This window comes from Bacteroidales bacterium (genome assembly GCA_031275285.1).
Lineage (GTDB): Bacteria > Bacteroidota > Bacteroidia > Bacteroidales > UBA4181 > JAIRLS01.
Window position 1 is genome coordinate 1 of sequence record JAISOY010000017.1, and the last position, 20460, is coordinate 20460.

The 20460-nt window shown below is 40.4% G+C and carries 20 protein-coding genes; 13 read left to right on the top strand and 7 right to left on the bottom strand.

Annotated elements, in window-relative coordinates; all coding sequences use genetic code 11:
- Both LBQ60_01740 and LBQ60_01745 read left to right on the top strand, forming a co-directional pair.
- Positions 1 to 1835, top strand: a 1835-nt coding sequence (locus LBQ60_01740) for an outer membrane protein assembly factor (protein ID MDR2036626.1), incomplete at its 5' end; no start/stop codon positions are given.
- 272 nt (positions 1836 to 2107) lie between these two features.
- Positions 2108 to 2656, top strand: a complete 549-nt coding sequence (locus tag LBQ60_01745) for a DUF3332 domain-containing protein (protein MDR2036627.1) — start codon at positions 2108 to 2110, stop codon at positions 2654 to 2656.
- A gap of 64 nt (positions 2657 to 2720) precedes the next feature.
- Here LBQ60_01745 and LBQ60_01750 read toward each other — a convergent pair whose 3' ends face one another.
- The 4 genes from LBQ60_01750 to metA all read right to left on the bottom strand — a co-directional run bounded on the left by LBQ60_01750 (position 2721) and on the right by metA (position 5858).
- Positions 2721 to 4082: a 1-acyl-sn-glycerol-3-phosphate acyltransferase gene (locus tag LBQ60_01750; GenBank protein MDR2036628.1), complete on the bottom strand. Its 1362-nt coding sequence runs from the start codon at positions 4080 to 4082 to the stop codon at positions 2721 to 2723.
- A 191-nt stretch (positions 4083 to 4273) separates the two neighbouring features.
- On the bottom strand, positions 4274 to 4498 hold the full coding sequence (locus LBQ60_01755; GenBank protein MDR2036629.1) for a hypothetical protein: 225 nt from the start codon (positions 4496 to 4498) through the stop codon (positions 4274 to 4276).
- 39 nt (positions 4499 to 4537) lie between these two features.
- Positions 4538 to 4963, bottom strand: a complete 426-nt coding sequence (gene tsaE, locus LBQ60_01760; protein MDR2036630.1) for a tRNA (adenosine(37)-N6)-threonylcarbamoyltransferase complex ATPase subunit type 1 TsaE — start codon at positions 4961 to 4963, stop codon at positions 4538 to 4540.
- Positions 4950 to 5858 carry a homoserine O-succinyltransferase gene (metA, locus tag LBQ60_01765; GenBank protein ID MDR2036631.1) on the bottom strand — a complete coding sequence of 303 codons (909 nt, stop codon included), beginning with the start codon at positions 5856 to 5858 and terminating at the stop codon, positions 4950 to 4952. The genes tsaE and metA overlap by 14 nt, the downstream gene beginning before the upstream one ends.
- A gap of 159 nt (positions 5859 to 6017) precedes the next feature.
- Here metA and LBQ60_01770 point away from each other — a divergent pair, with 159 nt between their 5' ends.
- The 3 genes from LBQ60_01770 to LBQ60_01780 all read left to right on the top strand — a co-directional run bounded on the left by LBQ60_01770 (position 6018) and on the right by LBQ60_01780 (position 7732).
- Positions 6018 to 6527 (top strand): DUF4251 domain-containing protein, encoded by a 510-nt coding sequence (locus LBQ60_01770; protein MDR2036632.1) that lies wholly within the window; start codon positions 6018 to 6020, stop codon positions 6525 to 6527.
- A gap of 195 nt (positions 6528 to 6722) precedes the next feature.
- Positions 6723 to 7214 carry a DUF4251 domain-containing protein gene (locus tag LBQ60_01775; protein MDR2036633.1) on the top strand — a complete coding sequence of 164 codons (492 nt, stop codon included), beginning with the start codon at positions 6723 to 6725 and terminating at the stop codon, positions 7212 to 7214.
- 35 nt (positions 7215 to 7249) lie between these two features.
- Complete coding sequence (locus LBQ60_01780) at positions 7250 to 7732, top strand: DUF4251 domain-containing protein (GenBank protein ID MDR2036634.1); 483 nt, start codon at positions 7250 to 7252, stop codon at positions 7730 to 7732.
- A 37-nt stretch (positions 7733 to 7769) separates the two neighbouring features.
- Here LBQ60_01780 and def read toward each other — a convergent pair whose 3' ends face one another.
- Positions 7770 to 8336, bottom strand: coding sequence for a peptide deformylase (gene def / locus LBQ60_01785; protein MDR2036635.1), 567 nt, complete (start codon positions 8334 to 8336; stop codon positions 7770 to 7772).
- A 209-nt stretch (positions 8337 to 8545) separates the two neighbouring features.
- Between def and LBQ60_01790 the strand changes: the two genes are divergently transcribed.
- On the top strand, positions 8546 to 9067 hold the full coding sequence (locus tag LBQ60_01790) for a lipocalin family protein (GenBank protein ID MDR2036636.1): 522 nt from the start codon (positions 8546 to 8548) through the stop codon (positions 9065 to 9067).
- A gap of 77 nt (positions 9068 to 9144) precedes the next feature.
- Here LBQ60_01790 and LBQ60_01795 read toward each other — a convergent pair whose 3' ends face one another.
- Positions 9145 to 9855, bottom strand: coding sequence for an FKBP-type peptidyl-prolyl cis-trans isomerase (locus LBQ60_01795; protein MDR2036637.1), 711 nt, complete (start codon positions 9853 to 9855; stop codon positions 9145 to 9147).
- A gap of 72 nt (positions 9856 to 9927) precedes the next feature.
- Complete coding sequence (locus LBQ60_01800) at positions 9928 to 10611, bottom strand: FKBP-type peptidyl-prolyl cis-trans isomerase (GenBank protein ID MDR2036638.1); 684 nt, start codon at positions 10609 to 10611, stop codon at positions 9928 to 9930.
- 167 nt (positions 10612 to 10778) lie between these two features.
- On the opposite strand from LBQ60_01800, the gene LBQ60_01805 reads away from it, so the two are divergent.
- The 7 genes from LBQ60_01805 to LBQ60_01835 form a co-directional block, all read left to right on the top strand.
- Positions 10779 to 11084 (top strand): hypothetical protein, encoded by a 306-nt coding sequence (locus tag LBQ60_01805; protein ID MDR2036639.1) that lies wholly within the window; start codon positions 10779 to 10781, stop codon positions 11082 to 11084.
- A gap of 35 nt (positions 11085 to 11119) precedes the next feature.
- Positions 11120 to 12928, top strand: coding sequence for a DNA mismatch repair endonuclease MutL (mutL, locus tag LBQ60_01810; GenBank protein MDR2036640.1), 1809 nt, complete (start codon positions 11120 to 11122; stop codon positions 12926 to 12928).
- A 214-nt stretch (positions 12929 to 13142) separates the two neighbouring features.
- Positions 13143 to 14387, top strand: coding sequence for a DUF1015 family protein (locus LBQ60_01815; GenBank protein MDR2036641.1), 1245 nt, complete (start codon positions 13143 to 13145; stop codon positions 14385 to 14387).
- A 117-nt stretch (positions 14388 to 14504) separates the two neighbouring features.
- A complete protein-coding gene (locus tag LBQ60_01820; GenBank protein ID MDR2036642.1) occupies positions 14505 to 15287 on the top strand; it encodes an RNA methyltransferase in 783 nt (260 codons plus the stop codon).
- Complete coding sequence (locus LBQ60_01825) at positions 15284 to 16735, top strand: sodium:solute symporter (protein MDR2036643.1); 1452 nt, start codon at positions 15284 to 15286, stop codon at positions 16733 to 16735. The genes LBQ60_01820 and LBQ60_01825 overlap by 4 nt, the downstream gene beginning before the upstream one ends.
- A gap of 208 nt (positions 16736 to 16943) precedes the next feature.
- A complete protein-coding gene (locus LBQ60_01830; GenBank protein ID MDR2036644.1) occupies positions 16944 to 18152 on the top strand; it encodes an exonuclease SbcCD subunit D in 1209 nt (402 codons plus the stop codon).
- Positions 18149 to 20460 (top strand): AAA family ATPase (locus LBQ60_01835; protein ID MDR2036645.1); only part of this gene is annotated, 2312 nt, incomplete at its 3' end. The genes LBQ60_01830 and LBQ60_01835, both read left to right, overlap by 4 nt.

The following is a 20460-nucleotide window of genomic DNA, read 5'->3' on the forward strand; positions in this document are numbered from 1 at the left end:
ATGAGCCCTACCGGATACGCGATTATGACATATCTATTTCTGATGAGTGGATCGATACGGTACTCAGTCTCCGTAACATAAAGAAGCGTTCAGAGATAAAAGAAGGGGATCCGTTCTCCATGGAAACACTTGAAAAAGAACGGGCATCCATCAGTCAGATATTAAGACATATCGGATATTATACGGCGACTGAAGACAATTTCCGTTACCTTGCCGATACAAGCTTAATGTCTAACCAGGTAGATCTTCAATTAATTTTAAAAGACACGATTGCTCCGCGTATGCACTACATTCGTAACATTAAGGTCATCAGCGGATATGACCCATTTGATGAGCCTCCTTTCAAACTAGTCGATTCTGTTGAATATAAGGATTTAAGCATTCTATATGATAGTACCCATTTTCTGCGTCCTTCTGTGTTACGCAGAAACATCCTGATGGAAAAAGGGGAAAGGTACAGTGATATCAGGGACAAACAAAGTTACAATCTGGTCAACAGCCTTGGAAGTATCAGCAGGACCAATGTACAATATAGCACTGTTAATGAAGGAGATTCCGCCTTGTTAGATTATAAAATATACCTTACCGAAGGAAACATACATGGTATACAGACAGGAATTGATGGAACAAATAAAGCGGGTAATCTGGGTATTGCCGCCAATATTTCTTACAACCATTATAATTTATTCAATGGTGCCGAGCATTGGAATATAAAATTACGTGGCGCTTACGAGTTTGTGAAAAAAAGTACAGATGAAGTGCTTTCTGAAAATTATTATGAGTTTGGGATAGGGACTTCATTAATTTTCCCTCAATTGCATTTGCCTCTTTTCAGGGAGTATATTACCAACAGGTATACCACCACATCGGAATATAGCATCAATTTTGATATTCAACGGCGGGTAGATTACACCCGTAATTTCTTTAACCTTAACTGGAAAGAAAGGTTCAGCAGCCCGAATGGCAATGTCATGCAAACTTATAGCATTATTGACATTAATTATGTTATGATGCCCAAAATCTCACAAAAATTCGACGAATACCTAAAAGAACCAGGAAATGAGCTGACCCGGTTCAGTTATGAAGATATCTTTACTGCAGGAATAAACTATAGTATTGTATTATCTATGCCTAACCAGGGAAAATTCGGAAGGCGCCAGTCATCATTCCGTTTCTTTGCGGAATCATCAGGAAACTTGTTGTATTGGGGATCAGAACTGTTTAAAGCTACAAAATCAGAAAGCGGACAATATCAAGTATTGAATAACCCTTTTGCGCAATTTTTAAAGGGTGACATTGATTTCGCACAGACTTTCAGATTTGATGCAAAAAACACCATTGCAGGGCATTTGGGGTTAGGCATGGCTTATCCATACAATAATTCAAAAATAATGCCTTTTGAAAAACGCTATTTTGCAGGTGGCCCGAATAATGTAAGAGGATGGAACACACGCCATCTTGGTCCCGGAACAGTTAAAGATACAAGTAATCTTGCCACACAGGTAGGCGATATTAATCTTATCATGAGCCTGGAGTATCGGTATAAATGGATCAAATATATTGAACTTGCCGCTTTTGTTGATGCCGGAAATGTTTGGACTGTAAAAGAATATGAAAATCAACCGGGAGGGCATTTTAAATTTTCGTCATTTTACGAGCAGATAGCTGTCGGGTGTGGAATAGGATTACGTATCGATCTGGGGTTCATTGTAATTCGTTTCGACGGAGGTAAACGGTTATATGACCCTGCAGAAGCCAAAAGTGAAAGATTCGTACTTTTCGACAAATTTAAAGGCAATGCTGCATTCTATTTTGCTATTGGCTATCCATTCTGACCGGATATGATACTTCATTTTTTGACACTTCTTTTGTCTTACGAAACAGTATACCTTGCTGCTTATTTCACGGGATATCAATAATCAAAATATCATATTCCCGGATAAAACCGACCCAAGATTTCCAGGACAAAAGTTTTCATTAAGGACATTATTGTTAAGCAAGTACCTGATTTTACCTATAATAAGTTTTTATAAACATTTTGAATTAACCGTATTTATTTTCATTATATTTGCATGATTAATATTAACAAATTAAAATAATACAGACAATGAAAAATCTATTAAAATCTACAGCAGTTCTGGCTATTGCCGGTTGCTTGACACTTTCTTCTTGTATCGGTTCATTTGGACTGGTAGGCAAAATTCATTCATGGAACCAGGGTATAGGGGGCAAATGGGTAAACGAAGTTGTATTTCTTGCTTTCTGTATCGTTCCTGTATATGAAGTCTGTGTATTAGCTGATGCCATTGTATTTAACACGATTGAGTTCTGGTCAGGAAATAATCCAATCGCAGCTGGTGAAGTAAACAATGTTAAGGGTGAAAATGGCATGTATGCTGTTGAGACTCTCGAAAATGGCTATAAAATCACTAATGAAGAAGGTGTGGAAATGAAGTTGGTCTATGATGAAACTTCAAACGCATGGTGTTCTGTTATTGGTGAGCAAACTATGAAATTAGTGACCATTAATACCAACCAAAGCGCTACAGTTCATCTTTCTAATGGATTAGATATGAATGTAGACCTGACAAAAGACGGTGTTCTTGCTTTGCGTCAGGCTTTGGAAGGATCAGCATCATATGTTGCTGCTAAATAAGATATTTCTTTAAAACAATAAAAAAAGCCCGGAGATCCATAGAGGTGGTCGATCCGGGCTTTTTTTATACAACTATTTTATCCAGTATCTCAAATATAGATCTGCGTAACTCAATAGACCTCAATATTTCCTTGTTTTTTTTGCGTTTAAGGCTACAAAACCGGTAACGGGCACCTACTTTTTTTAGAAAAAGATAATAATTAAATGCAAATAAAGCTGAGGGTACAAACAATATAACCATAGTCAGAATTCCCCAGATACAGGGAATAAAAATAATAAATAAAATGGTTATAATAAGGTAATACACAGGAAAAACGACAATTCCTGCTACAAATTGAACAGAACTTACAAATTGCGGATCCTTTATTTTTCCGGAGCTATACTGGGAAAGCTTGTAAGGAATATAATTGAATATCATTCCTAACAGCCAAAATGGGAATCCTAAAATAGAGAGTAACATAAGTAGTGATAAAAAGGAAAAAGAATATGGCTGATCTTCAACCACCCAATCACGGAAATCATATTTATTGATTATTGTCACATATTCTTTTATCTGGTCAGACATTTCTACCATTTCGGCATGCTTTTCCTGTGCATAATCCTCCATGGCATGGATCACCTTCTGTTGTGCCGTCAGTCTATCCCTCCCCTTATTATATTTCAGTCCCAGGCGCCGGATAGCACGTTTTTCATAAAACAGTCGTGCTTGCTCGATTTCATGATAGAATTCCTCATTCTCAATGTTGATCATACCTTCTTTCATCTTGTTGGAAAGGGTATCCTGCAATTGTTTGAATGCCCTGGGTGGATTTTCAATGTATAAATCATAGTAATCCGACATCTCAATGGCTTCCCCGTAATTGATGATCACATCGCTCCGGAACTTTCGGGTATCAGAATATTCGATCCCAACAGGAATAATTTTTACCCCCGGAAGATTGCCGAACTTTTCCTGTGCCTTTAATGCAAACCGGAAAACCCCTTTTTGTAATATCTGCAACCTCTTCATCTCATTATGAATTCCTTCCGGCATAATACCTACAGCAAGGCCATGATGGAGTACTTTCAGCAGAATATCAAATGTCTCCTGGTTATTATCGGAAGTATTTACACCGTCCCGTCTGCGGTAAATAGGAAGTATACGGAGAAAATGAAGGATTTTGATAACAAATGGTTTCTGAAAAATATCTGCCCGTGCAACAAACACCGGTTGCCGGTCCCTGGTACAAAGAATACAGATTGCATCCATCAAAGCATTCTGATGATTAGGTGTATAAATAATCGGGCCTTTCCTGGGAACCCTTTTCTTTCCAATTACCTGAATTTTACGGTAAAAAAAAGTAAATGCCGGACGAACGAAAACATGTAATACAAATGCATATCCCTTCGAAAAACGGCACATTTTTTCTTCCAAACTTTCAGCCATCTGATATTAATATTATATTTTATGATTATGTGCCTGAAAAAGGCAAACAAAATTAATAAAAAAGTACAAAAACAGGATGGTTAATTGTGTTAATCCAGAGATGATATCCTGATTATAGAAAAACGGGAAAAATTAGTAAGTAAGTTATTTTATTGAAAAACAGCATAAAAAACTAAATCCTGAATGCCTTTCTAAAAAAGAGTCGGGTAGTCATCTTCAAATTTTCTAATGATCGACGACAGGATCATTTCTCGCATCAACCTTGACCTGTTACGTATGGCATATTTTTTACAATAATCGTCAATGGCCTTTATTTCCTTGTTGTTAAACAAGATCGTCTGCTTATTGATACGTAACAAGTCTGTATTTTTTTTAGGTCGCCCCATATCTTCCGTTATACGTTTTTTATATTTCATGAAATAACAAAAATACGTATTTTCGGATGATTACCATAACTATCCATCCATTTCGGGAAAAGTTATTCTACGTACCATACCATCAGTTTCCTCGATCAGTACCTTACAAATATCCTTAGGTAAGGATATTTCCGCCTTCTCAGGCCATTCGATAAAACAGTAATTACCTGATGAAAAATACTCTTCACCACCAAAATCAAACACCTCTTCCGGCTTATTGATACGGTAAAAATCAAAATGGTAGATCATTCCGTTTTTTCCTGCATTATATTCATTGACCAATGAAAAAGTCGGACTGGTTACGGTCTTACTGACACCCAATTCTTCACACAGGGATTTTATAAATGTCGTTTTCCCGGCTCCCATGGCACCATAAAAAGCAAAAAGCTTATGCCCTGAGGTAAGCGTTAGAAACCGGCGGGCAGCCGAACCAATATCTGATAGTGAAAACTCAATCGAAGTCATAAGGAGTCTCCTGGTACACATAATAATTCAGCCAGTTCGAGAAAAGAAGGCTGGCATGGCTTTTCCAACGCATCAAAGGTTCTTTGGAAGGATCATCACCCGGGAAATAATTATAGGGAACCTGTATGTCCATCCTTTTCTCCAGATCACGTTCATATTCGCTTTTGAGCGTTAAAGCATCGTATTCCGAATGCCCGGTAACAAATATACGCCGGTTCTCCACATCCCTCACCAAATAAACACCGGACTGTTCCGATTCGGAAACAATTTCGAGCTGGGGTATCTTCTCAATATCTTCCCGGCGTATCTCGGTATGGCGGGAATGAGGCACCAGGAATTTATCATCGAATCCTCTCACAATAGGCGCTTTAGGATTATTTAATGTATGATCGAATACCCCAAACATCTTTTCCGGCAAGGCATATTTAGGCACGCCGTAATGGTAATATAAACCCGCCTGTGCCGCCCAGCAGATATAAAGTGTTGATGTAACACTGTGCTCCGCCCAGTCGATAATTTGTTTCAGCTCGTTCCAATAATCCACTTCCTCATAATCCAGCATCTCCACCGGCGCACCGGTAATGATCAGACCGTCAAAACGATGGAATTTTACCTCATCAAAAGTCTTATAAAAAGTCTCCAAATGTTCGATCGGCGTATTCTTTGAGGTATGGCTGATGGTCTTCAACAGTGTTATCTCCACCTGTAAAGGTGAATTGGACAACATACGCAGCAGATGTGTCTCGGTAGTGATCTTAACCGGCATCAGGTTAAGTATCAACAATCGCAAAGGACGAATATCCTGATGGATGGCACGGCTTTCCGTCATCACAAAAATATTCTCGTCCCGGAGCACATCGGCGGCAGGTAAATTATCTGGTATATTGACCGGCATAAACAGTTTTTTTAATGGGATGCCAAAAATAAAAAAAAGATGCAGCATTCAAACTGATTTTTATCAGTTATTGATAAAAGTTTGGCAGGTTTTTTGTCCCCAATTAATGTGTTTAATGTGATTCATCGTTGAATTGAAAATAACCTTAAAATACTAATCATGGACCGGAATTTGAAAAAGATGGGTGTGTTTGTCCTGCTGCTATTGCTCGCTTTAGGTGGCGGCACTTTATACGGACAAGAAAAAAAATCAAAAAAACAGCGTAAAATAGAGCAAACCGAAAATGTAAAGCAACTCATTGATGCGCAAAATTATATTTTTATTGCAGAGAGGGCCTTACCGCAATCCGGAAGTTCCCGGTATCTGACCACTTCCTACGATGTAACAGTAACCAAAGATGAAGTCAAAGCTTTTTTACCATATTTCGGCCGTGTATATTCTGTGGTTGATCCGACAGAAGGAGGGATCAAATTCAACAGCACGAACTTTGACTATAAAGTAGAGAATGCAAAAAAAGGAGGGTGGGATATATACATTAAGACCAAAGATCAGCGAAGAACCTACGACCTGATCCTGAAAGTTACATCCAGCGGTTCGGCAAGCTTATCCGTAAATGATCCGACCCGCCAGTCCATTACTTTCCGGGGACGTATCGAAGAAATCAAATAATCTTTAATGATAAGGTCATTCAGATGAAATATCCTTGAACATTACTGTTCATCCAACGTAATGAACAAACCTGGATATTACATGTGACCATTAAAAATTAAATTTTATTCACATGAAACTCCTGAAATATTTTCCTTATTATTGTTGATCTTTAATTCTGTATATTTTTCGAGTTAATCATTAAAAATTCTGGCTATGAAAAAAATGGGTATCCTGATCTTGTTGCTATTTTTTGCTGTGGGTAGCAATATTTTATACGGGCAGGGAAAAAAATCGAAAAAGCAGCGGAAAGCAGAACAAACCGAAATGATCAAACAATTGATTGAAAATCAAAATTACGTTTTTAAAAGAACACCACCGCCAGTAACTGATCCGGGATATCCAACAATTTATGAGGTCATTGTAACAAAAGAAGAAGTGATCGGAATTTTACCGTTTTTTGGTGCCCGCTTTGAAAGTGAAAAAAATCCAGAAATCGGGAACAGGTTCAAAAATAAGGACTTTGATTATAAAGTAGAAAATGCAAAAAATGGTGGTTGGAATATTTATATTAAAACCGAAGTAAGGCAGGGACTATATGATATGACCCTGAAAGTTTCACCCAGTGGAATGGCAACTTTAATGTTACGTGACCCGGTACGTGAATGGACCGTAACTTATAGAGGAGATATACAACAGATAATTTAGGATATTTTTCGAATTATTCACTAAAAACCTCAGCCATGAAAAAATTGTATGTATTGGTCATGCTGCTGTCTTTTGCTGTAATTAGCAGTACTACTTACGGGCAGGAAAAAAAATCGAAAAAGCAGCGGAAAGTAGAAAAACAACAAGTTCAACAAGATAAAATAAAACAGATTGTTGAGGCGCAAAACTATGTTTTTGTCCCGGACAAGATTTCGCCCTATTATGATGTCAGGGTAACCAAGGAAGAGGTAAAAGCACATTTACCGTATACCGGACGGGTATATTCGCCTCCGACGGATCCAAGCGAAGGAGGAATTAAGTTTAGTACACAGGACTTTGAATATAAAATCGAAAATACGCAAAAAGGCGGATGGGATATATTTATCAAAACCAATGATCTGCAAAAAACATATGACCTGACCCTGAAAATTACCTCCAGCGGATCAGCCAGCTTATTTGTAAAGGATCCTACACGCACATCCATCAATTTTCATGGTCGTATAGAAGAAATCAAATAATATCTTTTGATGAATCTATAAAAGAACTCCTGAAAATTTACTTTTTGGGAGTTTTTATTTTATAACTGCAATCTACTTTTCCTTTAGAAATAGCCATCAGTTTCCCTACGATCAATTTTCTACGTATAGGAGAGATCCGGTCTATGAATAATTTTCCCTCAATATGATCATATTCATGCTGGATAATACGTGCAGCGACACCATCATACCGCTCAGAATGAGGCTGGAAGTGTTCATCCAGATAATCAATCTTTATCCACTCGGGACGTTTTACCGATTCGCGTATCTTCGGAAGGCTCAGACAACCTTCATTATCGACCCATTCTTCTCCACCGCTTTCCCTAATTATAGGATTAATGAATACTTTCTTGAATGAATGCAGTTCGTCATCGGGATTTTCGTCATCGGCCATTGGCGAACCATCTATGACAATTAACCGTATGGATTTTCCGATTTGAGGAGCAGCAAGACCTACACCATCGGCATGATACATGGTTTCAAACATATCGGCGATCAGTTGTTTCAAATCCGGGTAATCCGAAGTAATTTCCTCGCTCTTTTTTCTCAATAAAGGCCATCCGTAAACATAAATCGGTAGAATCATATCTATTTTAAATCAATCCTTAAATTAATATCCCGGTGAGTCAATACTATAATTGACTACTCCAATCAACCGGAAAAATACAAAGATACAAAATTTGATATTGAGCCGGGTAATCATTGAGCAAAAACTTAACCTTGAAACTTTTGTATAGCTATTTGCGTATAAAGTACCGTATTCTAAAAGATAGTTAAAATTTATTCTGTTTGAAAATGAAAAAAATAAAACTTTTCCCGTTATTTTTAATGCTCGTTGTGGTTATACCTTTTTCCTGCAGTAAGGATAAGGACGATAACAAACCCCTCAGCGAGATTATTGTCGGTACATGGAAACCCACAGATATCAATTTCAAAACAGGAGATAATAATCTGGATAACATCATGAAAAGTTTTATGATAAGGGAAATGGGAAACGTCAGTGAAATACTTGATGAATATGGAACGATGGAATTTACCGCTGACCACCGGTGCATCAACTGGAGGGATGGCAATAAAACATCTGAAGGATCCTATTCGATTTCTGAGGATAACATCACAATTTCCTCTATTGATGGGGACAAAAGTGAAACCATACAATTCCAGGTTGATAATAACGATCAGATCATCATGATCGAAAATCTGCTTGACTTACCCGGATTAGATGAGAGTATGCTGACATCCATTGATACTATCATTCCCGGAGCTTCCAATAAAATAAAAAACGGAGAAGGGTGGGTCACTTTAAAAAGACAATAACGATCTCCCTGCTCAATAAACACAAAAGGGATGGATATTCTATATCCATCCCTTTTGTGTTTATTGATAATTGAAACTTACTTTTTCTCTTCGCCTTTATTCACTTTTACCAGGTCTATTTCAAACACCAGGACACTATTGGGTTTGATTCCACTTTGGGGATGCGGGTTTTCTCCATATCCCATTTCAGCAGGAATATAAACCTCCCAGACAGAACCTTCGTTCATCAGGGTCAATGCTTCGCTAAAACCAGGTACAACACGCATCACACTAAAGGAAACAGTGTCATTATTATCTTTCGAACTATCAAAGACCGTCCCGTCAATCAATGTACCATGGTAAACCACATCTACCATATCTTCTCTTGCGGGTTTAATCCCTGTACCTTCTCTAATAATCCTATACTGCAAACCGCTCGGCATGGTCACGATTCCCTGTTTCTTTTCATTCTCTTTAAGAAAATCCTGTCCTTCCTTTAAAGCTTTATCTGCCAAACGTAAGCGGGCAGCTTCAAAATATTTCATCATAAATGCATTGATCTCATCCATGCTTTCTTCCAGCTTGACCTCATTATTGGCATCTTGCCAGCCCCTGGCCAAAGCATCAATGTTTAATTCTGTTAATCCGGAATTCGTCATTTGCTCTCCGTAAATATGTCCGATATAATATGCAGCAGAATCATCTGCATTTTTGATAGATACTTTGTAATTGGGTTTGCTTCCACATGAGGCCAATACAATTACAGCAAATGTCAATACGCTATAAATTAATCTCTTTGAACTGTTCATAACAATGATTGTTTATAAAAATTTTGTTTGCGAATTTATGATAAAACTTTGATTACTAAGTGTTAAAAAATCCTAATTATTGATGGAGATCAATTCGACCTCAAAAATGAGGGCAGAATTAGGCTCGATAGGTCCGCCCGGACGAGGATTTTCTCCATAAGCCAATTCGGAAGGAATATATAATACCCATTTGGAACCGACCGGCATCAGTTGCAATGCCTCGATCCAGCCGGGAATGACATGGTTTACGATCAACTCTATCGGCATATTTTTCTCTACGGAACTGTCAAATATGGTCCCGTCAATCAATGTACCATGATAATGAACGGTTACCTTATCCGTTGCTTTAGGCTTAGGACCGGAACCTTCGATTAATATCTTGTATTGTAATCCGCTGGGCAAAGTAACAACACCGGGATTCGATTTGTTGGCCGCCAGGAAGTCACGACCATCCTTCAAATTTTTCTGATATTTGAGCTGCTGTATTTTCTGAAATTGGATATTAACAATCAGATTGGCATCTTCGGGTGTCATTTGTAAGGGCTCATTGCGAAGTATCTTATCGATGGTTTTTGCAAACACCTCAGTATTAATAACCTCAAATCCCCCGGATTTTATGTTTTGTCCAAACATAATCCCTAAAGCATAACTCAAAGAATCGGTACCGTTTTTTAAATTTACCGAAGTATTTTTTTGTGCTGATATAATTGCGGAAAAGGCTAAGAATAAAGCAATCCCGATAAATCTAAATTTCATTTATCTTCTTTTGAAGTGCAAAGGTAGTGATATTATTTGCATTCCAATGATAACCATTGAGAATTTTTATTCCGGACAATTTTAGATATTGGAAACTTTTACCTGCCGGAACATATTTTCACATAATATTTATTATCTTTGCATAACACTCTTTAAAAAGATCAGTTATGGGATTTAATCTAACGAGCGGCTTATTCAGCACATCAAAACCAAGGCAATTTAACTATCGCCCGATGTATTATGATGAAAGGAAAGAGCGTCTGGAAAAAATGAAAGCCGAAGCAGAAAATGATAAAACTTATGTCGGTTTACAGAGGGGGTTTTTAACAGAGCGAAGAGAACAATCAAAATTACGCAGGGCATCTTTGGATAAAATTTCAACCATGCGGTTTTTAATGATCCTGGTTATTTTGATTGCGATATTATATTTTATCATGCCGGAGCTATTTCAGGCCATGTGGGCAGGAAAGTAACTCCTAACACTCAAAAAAGCGAGGTTCATTTATAAATGACAGATATTATCCGACTCCTTCCCGATTCGGTAGCCAACCAGATTGCTGCGGGAGAAGTGATTCAGCGGCCTGCATCCGTAGTAAAAGAATTGGTGGAAAATGCCATCGATGCAGGTGCAACATCCGTTGATATTTATTTAAAAGATTCAGGAAAGACCCAGATACAGATCATTGATAATGGTTGTGGAATGTCGGAAACAGATGCACGGTTGGCGTTTGAACGCCACGCCACATCCAAAATCCGTGATTCCAAAGATCTTTTCTCTTTACATACGTTGGGGTTCAGGGGAGAAGCCCTGGCTTCCATAGCTGCAATTGCCGAAGTGCAATTACGCACCAAACGTACGGAAGATGAATTGGGAACCCAGATTGAGATAGCTGCTACCAGGGTTACCGGACAAACTCCGGTACAAAGTAAGGACGGTAGCACCTTTACTGTAAAAAACCTGTTTTTTAACGTACCCGCCCGCCGTAAATTCCTGAAATCGGATTCTACGGAACTGACACACGTGTTGAACGAGTTCAAACGGATAGCCATGGTGTATGAAGATGTAGCATTCTCCATCACCAACAACAAAACAGAGATATACAAACTACCGGCATCCAATATCAGGCAAAGGATTGTCCACATTTTTGGAAAAACCATCAACCAGCATCTTTTACCTATTGAAACAGAAACCACATTGGTAAAAATCAGCGGATTTGTAGTCAAACCTGATTTCGCAAAAAAATCGTTCGGAGAACAGTATTTCTTTGCCAACGGACGGTATATCCGCCATCCTTATTTGCATAAAGCCGTTTTACAGGCATATGAAGGACTTCTGCCGCCGGATTATATACCGGGCTACTTTATCTATCTGGAAGTCCCGCCGGATTCCATCGACATCAATATCCATCCAACCAAAACGGAAGTGAAATTCGAAGATGAACGGGCTATTTTCCAGTTTCTGGTAAGCACGGTAAAACAGGCATTGGGTAAATTCAATATTGCGCCGGCCATTGATTTTGAAGTGGATCCGACCTTACAGATACCTGTATTACGTCCCGATACCCGGATCAATGTTCCTGAGATCAATATCAACCCTAACTACAATCCTTTCAACACTCAGGACTATCCTTCCAAAAGTTCCCGGGACAAAATAAACCTGGAAAAATGGGAAAATCTATATTCCGGTTTTGAAAACGAAAAACACCAGGAAAAAATATTTATGGACGAGGATGATGAAAACACGGCTATCCCTGTTTCTGTCAATGCTTTTCTTCAGCTAAAAGGCAGGTACATCCTTACCCCTGTAAAATCCGGCCTGATGCTGATCGATCAGAAACGTGCACACGAACGGATCCTTTTCGAACAGTACCAGTCACAGGTGGGGAATAATAAAAATATGTGCCAGCAAACTCTTTTTCCTGAACAGGTAGAACTATCACCGGATGAAATGAGCCTGTGGAAGGAATTGAAAGATGATTTTTCTGCTTTAGGATTCGATATTCGTTCATCAGGTGATACCGTTGTAAGTATTCATGGCAACCCCGGGGAAACAGGAAACAAAAATCCTGGGATGATGTTAAAAAAATTGCTGGATGAATACCGGCATTCCGAAAAAGACATGTTTGAAACCCGCCGCGAACGTCTGGCTGCTATGTTGGCGCAGGAATCGGCCATTCCATACAATGAAGCCCTCACCAGTGAGGAAATGAGCCATCTCGTCGAAAAATTATTCGTTTGCGCAACCCCTAATTATTCACCCACAGGGAAGACGGTAATGCATATCCTGTACATGGAAGAAATAGAAAAGTTCTTTTGATCAACTGGTATAAAGCACTTCTCCGCTATAAAACAACCCGAAGCAACCAATATTTCATTATACCAATCAGATTGCTGATGGCATAAATACAATTATCCATTTTCAATTGTCCATTTTCAATTACTTAATATTACATTTGTGAAGATTTTGCCGAAACAATAAAAATGTTTCAGCCTTCATCCAATTCTAATATCAACAGTCAATTTCATAAGGTATGGCCATACTTAAAGCATTTAAAGGTATTCGTCCGGAAAAGGACAAAGCAGCAAAAATAGCATCACGTCCGTATGATGTGCTCAATCGTGCAGAAGCAAAGAAAGAAGCGGAAGGTAATCCGTTATCATTCCTGCATGTGATCAAACCTGAAATCGATTTGCCCGAAACAATGGACGAGCACGATCCGGAAGTATACCGCAAGGGTAGCGAAAATTTTCAGAAGATGATTACCGAGGGTGTTTTCAATACGGATGATAAAGATAAGCTCTATATATATGCACAAACCATGGACGGCCGTACTCAATATGGTATCGTTGGATGTGCTGCCGTTACGGACTATATGGATAATGTGATCCGCAAACATGAATTGACCCGCCCGGATAAGGAAGAGGATCGTAAAAACCACATCCGGGTCAGCAATATGAATTACGAACCGGTCTTCTTCGCCTATCCTGCAGTTGAGGAAATAGATACTATTGTTGAAAAGATAACAGCCGGACCTGCCGAATATGATTTTGTAGCGGACGATGGCATCGGACACCAGTTGTGGGTCATCAACGATGCTGCCGTAATCGACAGGATCGTCACACTTTTTGCTGCTATCCCGAATACCTATGTTGCCGACGGACATCATCGTACAGCTGCTGCCGCACTGGTAGGGGACGAACGCAAAAAGACCCATCCGGGCCACACGGGAGAAGAAGAATACAACTATTTCCTCGCTGTCCATTTTCCGGATAACCAGCTGAAAATTTTCGATTATAACCGTGTAGTCAAGGATTTAAACGGGCTTTCAGAAGCTGACTTCTTAAACGCGCTTGAAAAAGGCTTTACGGTTGAAGAAAAAGGGACTAAAGAATACCGTCCTTCTACTTTACATGAGTTCAGTATGTACTTAAGTGGAAAATGGTACGCACTGAAAGCGAAACCCGGCACTTACAATGACAACGACCCTATCGGATGCCTGGATGTAACCGTACTTTCCGATCTGGTTTTGAATCCCATACTGAATATCACCGATTTACGCAATTCAAAACGTATTGATTTTGTTGGCGGGATCCGTGGATTAGGCGAACTGAAACGCCGTGTCGATTCGGGGGAAATGGCCGTTGCTTTTGCCCTGTATCCGGTCAGCATGAAACAGTTGATCGATATTGCCGATACAGGAAACATCATGCCTCCCAAAACCACCTGGTTCGAACCGAAACTGCGTAGCGGTCTGGTAGTGCATAGTATTGTTTAAAAGCAAAAAAGTTTATAAAGTAGGAAAGTTTGAACGTTTATAAAGTCTGAAAGTAGGAAAGTTTGAACGTTCATAAAGTACGAAAGTAAAAAAGTTACATTTTATTTCATTCCAGGATTGATCACCAGTACACAAAACCCGCGTATCAAGAATATCCTGAAACTGGATAAAGCCCGCGAGCGCCGTGAGCAAAATCTGTTTGTGATTGAAGGTGGTCGTGAAATTTCACTGGCCATAGCAGGCGGATATACATTCCATAGCCTGTATGTATGTGATGAATTGCTCTCTATAGAAGGTAGATCCCTGGTAAAAAAACTGCCTGTACCGGCAGAATCAATAAGCCGGACGGTTTTCGAGAAAATAGCATACCGGGGACAGTCAGACGGGATCATTGCCATAGCGATTCCGAAGCAGTTACAATTGTCCGGCATAAGGTTATCAGAAAAGCCATTCATTATTGTACTGGAAGCGGTTGAAAAGCCCGGTAACCTCGGGGCCATTCTTCGTACCGCAGATGCGGCCCGTACAGATGCTGTTATCGTATGTGATCCACAGACCGATATCTATAACCCGAATACCATCCGGTCCAGTATCGGGTGTGTATTTACACAGCAGGTGATCACCTGTACTTCCGAAGAAGCCCTTCAATGGATGAAACAGTCAGGTATCCGTGTACATGCAGCAGAACTCACCGCCTCCGAATGGTACCATCAGGCCGATTTTACGCAACCGTCCGCTATCGTGATGGGAACCGAAGCGGAAGGACTGACCGGTTTTTGGCTCGATCATGCCGATAACCGAATAAAAATACCGATGCGGGGACGCATCGATTCTTTGAATGTGTCCGTATCGACCGCTATCATGACTTTCGAAGCCATGCGTCAAAGAGATTTTAAATGATGAACGCCATCCTCCTCCTTACTGTTTTTGTCATTTATACCCTGTTCATCTTCCTGATCAGTTGGATCACCTCGCGCAAAGCTAATGAAGACAGCTTTTACCGGGGTAACCGAAGATCACCCTGGTACGTGGTGGCATACGGTATGATCGGTGCATCCCTCTCGGGAGTTACCTTCCTGTCTCAACCGGGATGGGTAAAGGATACACAGTTCTCTTACATGATGGTTGTACTAGGTTATGTAGTAGGTTATGCTGTTATCGCCCTTGTGTTACTGCCGCTTTATTACAGGCTGAACCTGACGTCTATATATACTTACCTGCAACAACGCTTCGGAAATCATACCTATAAAACAGGCGCTTCGTTCTTCATTCTTTCTCGGGGAGTTGGTTCCGCTATGCGTATGTTCCTGACAGTATACATATTGTACCTGTTCGTATTCCAGCATTGGGGTATTCCTTTCTGGCTGGTAAGCATGATCTTTGTACTGCTCATATTACTTTATACTTACAGAGGCGGTATCAAGACCATCGTATGGACAGACACGCTGCAAACCACTTTCATGCTTCTGTCGGTCATCATATCCATATACCTGATCAGTAAAGAAATGGGGTGGAACTTTTCAGGATTGTTCACCCAAGTAAAAGAAAGTGAATATTCAACAATGGTCGTTACCGAATGGACCGACCGTCGTTTTTACCTGAAACAATTCCTTAGCGGAATATTCATCACCATTGTAATGACAGGGCTGGATCAGGATATGATGCAGAAAAACCTCAGTTGCCGTACGCTTCGCGAAGCACAGAAAAACATGTTTACGCTTGGTGGGATCCTGGTACCGATCAATCTGATGTTCCTGACATTAGGTGCTGTTCTTATGATGTATGCACAAGCCAATAATATTCAAATTATTGCTACCGACAGCCTGTTCGCGGATATCGCCATCAATCACCTGGGTACCTTTGCCGGAATCGTATTTATTATCGGACTGATATCTGCCGCTTATTCCAGTGCCGACGGCACATTAACCGCATTAACGACTTCATTCTGCATTGATATCATTGGATTGGATCACCGCGGATTCTCCGAACAAAAGAAGAAATACTTCCGTTACCTGGTACATTTTACCTTTGCTTTTTTGTCATTCCTACTGATCATCGGATTGAAGCAACTCGACAATAAAGCTATCATCGACCGTTTTTTTACTATTGCCGGCTATACTTACGGTCCATTGCTCGGATTATTTGCCTTCGGCCTGTATTCCAAATACAAGGTATACGACCGGCTTGTCCCTTTCATTGCCATAGCTTCTCCTGTCATTACCTATTTCCTCGACCGTTATTCCGAACAGTGGTTCTGGGGTTATAAATTTGGATTCGAGTTATTAATTGTGAATGGCCTGATTACATTTACAGGATTACTGTTATGTAGGAAAAAGAATCTATTGTAAGCCTTTTCCCAGACTGGTAAAGTCAGACAAGCCGATTTTCCGTGAAAACATTTCACCAACCGACGGGATATTTTCCTATTTTTGTTTATTCGGAATAAATCCGGATGAATCCATATAAGCTTCTGTTTAGATGAGCAATACGCACCAAAAAACACTTTGGGATACCATGCCGCAAAAAGAGGTAATCCTATCCGGAAAACCGGATAGCATAAAACTCCTGCATACGGCGGACTGGCATATCGGGCAATTATTCCATGGTTACGAACGGAAAAAGGAACATCTGTTTTTTTTCGAATGGCTGAAACGAATCATCCGGGAACGTCAGGCAGATGTATTGCTGATAGCAGGTGATATTTTTGACAGCCCCAACCCGTCTGCCGAATCGCAAAAATTGTATTACCATTTCCTACGGGAGCTGACCTCTGAAAATCCCGGTTTGCAAACGGTGATCATTGCCGGTAACCACGATTCCGCCGCCCGTCTGGAAGCGCCTAATCCATTGCTTGAAGAAATAAATATATCCGTTAAAGGCACCATAAAGCACCTTTCCGGAGGTGGGATCGACTTCGGAGATCTATTGGTTCCCTTGAAAAAAAACGGGGAGATCTTTGCCTGGTGTATGACTGTCCCTTATCTGAGACAAGGTGACCATCCGGATGCAGAAACCTATAGTAAAGGTGTATCAGCCATGTATGAAAAAATATATGAAGAACTGGAGGAAAACGGGAATGAGTTGCCTGTAATTGCTATGGGCCATTTACAGGCTACCGGTTCGAGTGTTTCGGAAAACGACCGTTCGGAACGAACGATCATAGGCGGACTGGAATGTGTGGCTCCCGAAGCATTCGATAAAAAGAAGATCGTTTATACCGCCCTGGGACATCTGCATAAATCACAATATGTATCGGGCAGGGAAAATTTACGGTATTCGGGAAGCCCATTACCCATGTCCTTTGCGGAAAAAAATTACAAACAGGGGATTCAACTGATAGAGTTGAGTAAAAATGGGCTAGAGAGGATTGAAAAAATAGAATTCGACACCCCAGTAAAGTTGCTCAGTCTGCCGCAGGAGCCAAAACCGCTTGATCAGGTGCTGGAAGTAATTGCCGGACTGCCTGATGGTGAGCCGGATGATTCTTCACCTTACCTGGAACTGAAAGTCCTGATTACCGGTCCGGAACCTTCTCTGAGGAACCAGATCGAAGATGCATTGAAAAATAAGAAGGTGAGACTGGCCAGTGCCGTTCCCTTCCGGATAAAAGCAGAAGCACACGCCGGAACGATCTCCTATGAAGAAATGAAAGCCATCCATCCCCTCAACATCGCCGAAGATGTTTTCTTCAACAAATACGGTAACTCCATGCCGGATAATATCAAACTATTGCTGCAAAATGTCATAAGGGAGGTGGAAACATGAAAATACTTGCGATCAGGGGAAAAAACCTGGCTTCACTGGAAAATGAATTCGATATCGATTTTACCCGGGAACCTTTAAGGTCATCCGGCATTTTTGCTATTACCGGAAACACCGGAGCAGGAAAATCAACGATTCTCGATGCCCTATGTCTGGCCTTGTTCGATAATGCTCCCCGCCTGAAAGAAGCCGAACAAATCGAGATACTCGATACCGAGGATAAGACCATCACTCAAAGAGACAGTCGTAATATACTCAGACGGGGTGCCGGCGAAGGATATGCCGAAGTGGATTTTATTGCACTGAATGGCGACAAATACCGTTCAAGATGGACGGTAAAAAGGGCCAGGGGCAAAACGGACGGGGCCTTACAACAAACCGGCATTATACTGGAAAATCTATCTGCATCGTCCCAGGAACAGGGGACAAAAACGGAACTGCTGAAAAAAATCACCGAAATTATCGGACTGACATTCGGACAATTTACCCGTGCTGTATTGCTTGCGCAGAATGATTTTTCCACTTTCCTGAAATCTAAGCAAAGCGAAAAGGCAGAGTTACTGGAAAAACTGACCGGAACGGAAGTATATTCCAGAATATCTTCCGTCATCTATCAAAAAACAAGTGATGCAAAAAATGCCCTGAGCCTGATTCAACAACGTATCGCTGACGTGAAATTACTATCTGAGGAAGAACTGGGATTATTCCTTCAGGAAAAAGAAAAGCTGGAATCCGAAATAAAACCGTTAAAAGAGTGGCAGTCTTCTATTGAAAAGAAACAGGAATGGATCAAACAGGAACTGATATTAAAGGATGAAATTACGGATGCAGAAAAGAAACTCAATACGATACTGGAAAAAATACAGGAAGCCGGTAGTCGATACGAATACCTGCATCTGATAGATGTGGCACAGGAAATACGCGACACTTATTTCTCATGGAAAGAAAAACAGAATCAATCCGACAAGGCACTGGAACAGATAACCGTGGGGCGCAAGGCACTGGATGAGATCTCGAAACAACTGGAAATTGCAGAAAAGGAGCTACTGGCGGCCAAAAACAAATGGGAAGAAAATGAACAAAGATACACATCGGCAAAACCGGAAATTGAAAAAGCCAAAGAACTGGATATCACGATCCTGTCTGCTGAAAAAAATGTAAAAGAAAGCCGCGGGGAGTTTGAAATTCAGGAAAAGAACAAAAACGAGACAGAAAAAATAATTACCGTATTGCAGGATGAAATCGCCGGTATCCGTAAGAAGAATGAGGAACGGAAAAACTGGTTCACGGGAAAAGAAGCATACCAACCCATCGTGACAAGGATCGATCTTCTGGTCACCCTGCTGAATGATATACAACTCTCCCAAAAACAGATCTTACAGCATTCGGAAATTTTAAAAAACAGCAAAGGGTTACTCGGCTCTTATCTGGATAAACTGAAACAACAGGAGGCGGAAGCGGAAAGGCTGGACAAACTCCTTCCGGCAGAGATCATGCAATTACGTGCCGGACTGGAAGAAGGTAAACCATGTCCTGTCTGCGGCAGTACCCATCATCCGTTAAAAGAACGTTTTCCTGCAACAGATATCAATGAGAAGGAACTGACCCGTTCCAGGGAGGCAATTGCAAATGCCACCGCCGAAACCCAAAAACACATAGAAAGAACGCAAACAGAGATAACCCAACAAGAGACGCTGATCGGAAATTACCGGAAACAACACGAAGAAACGACCCATAAAGCGGCAGATGCATTCCGTGAAATCCCTGGCTGGGAGAAAGAGCTGGAGAAAGGCCGGTTTCAGGAACGACTGACCAGATTTGCTGAACAGTGGAAAAAAAACGAGGAGCAACTGCAGGCTGGAATAAAAACTGTTGATATACAACAAGCCAGGCTGGAAAACGAAAATATTCATCTGAAACAGATGCTGGATACCTATCATCGAAAAAAGGAAACCTGGCAAAAACATGTTTCGCTTTTCGGACAATTAGAGAAAAAACGGAAATTGTTATTAAACGGAGAAAAAACGGAAACTATTGAGATCCGGTTCCAAAAACTACGGGAAGAGTACACGCAGAAGAAGGAATCTAAAAAGGAGGCAAAGGAAAAACTGGACAATGAGAAAGCCCGGATCAACGGTGTCCTATCCCAGTTAGTCAAGGACAGTGAAATTTACCAAAAAGAAGCAGAAAAACTTTTAAAGGAGGTAAAAGACTGGATCGAAAATCCCAAACATCCGATCACATTTGACCTGCTTACCGGTTTAATGTCAAAAACAGCTACATGGATTGTAGAGGAAAAGAAATACCTGAA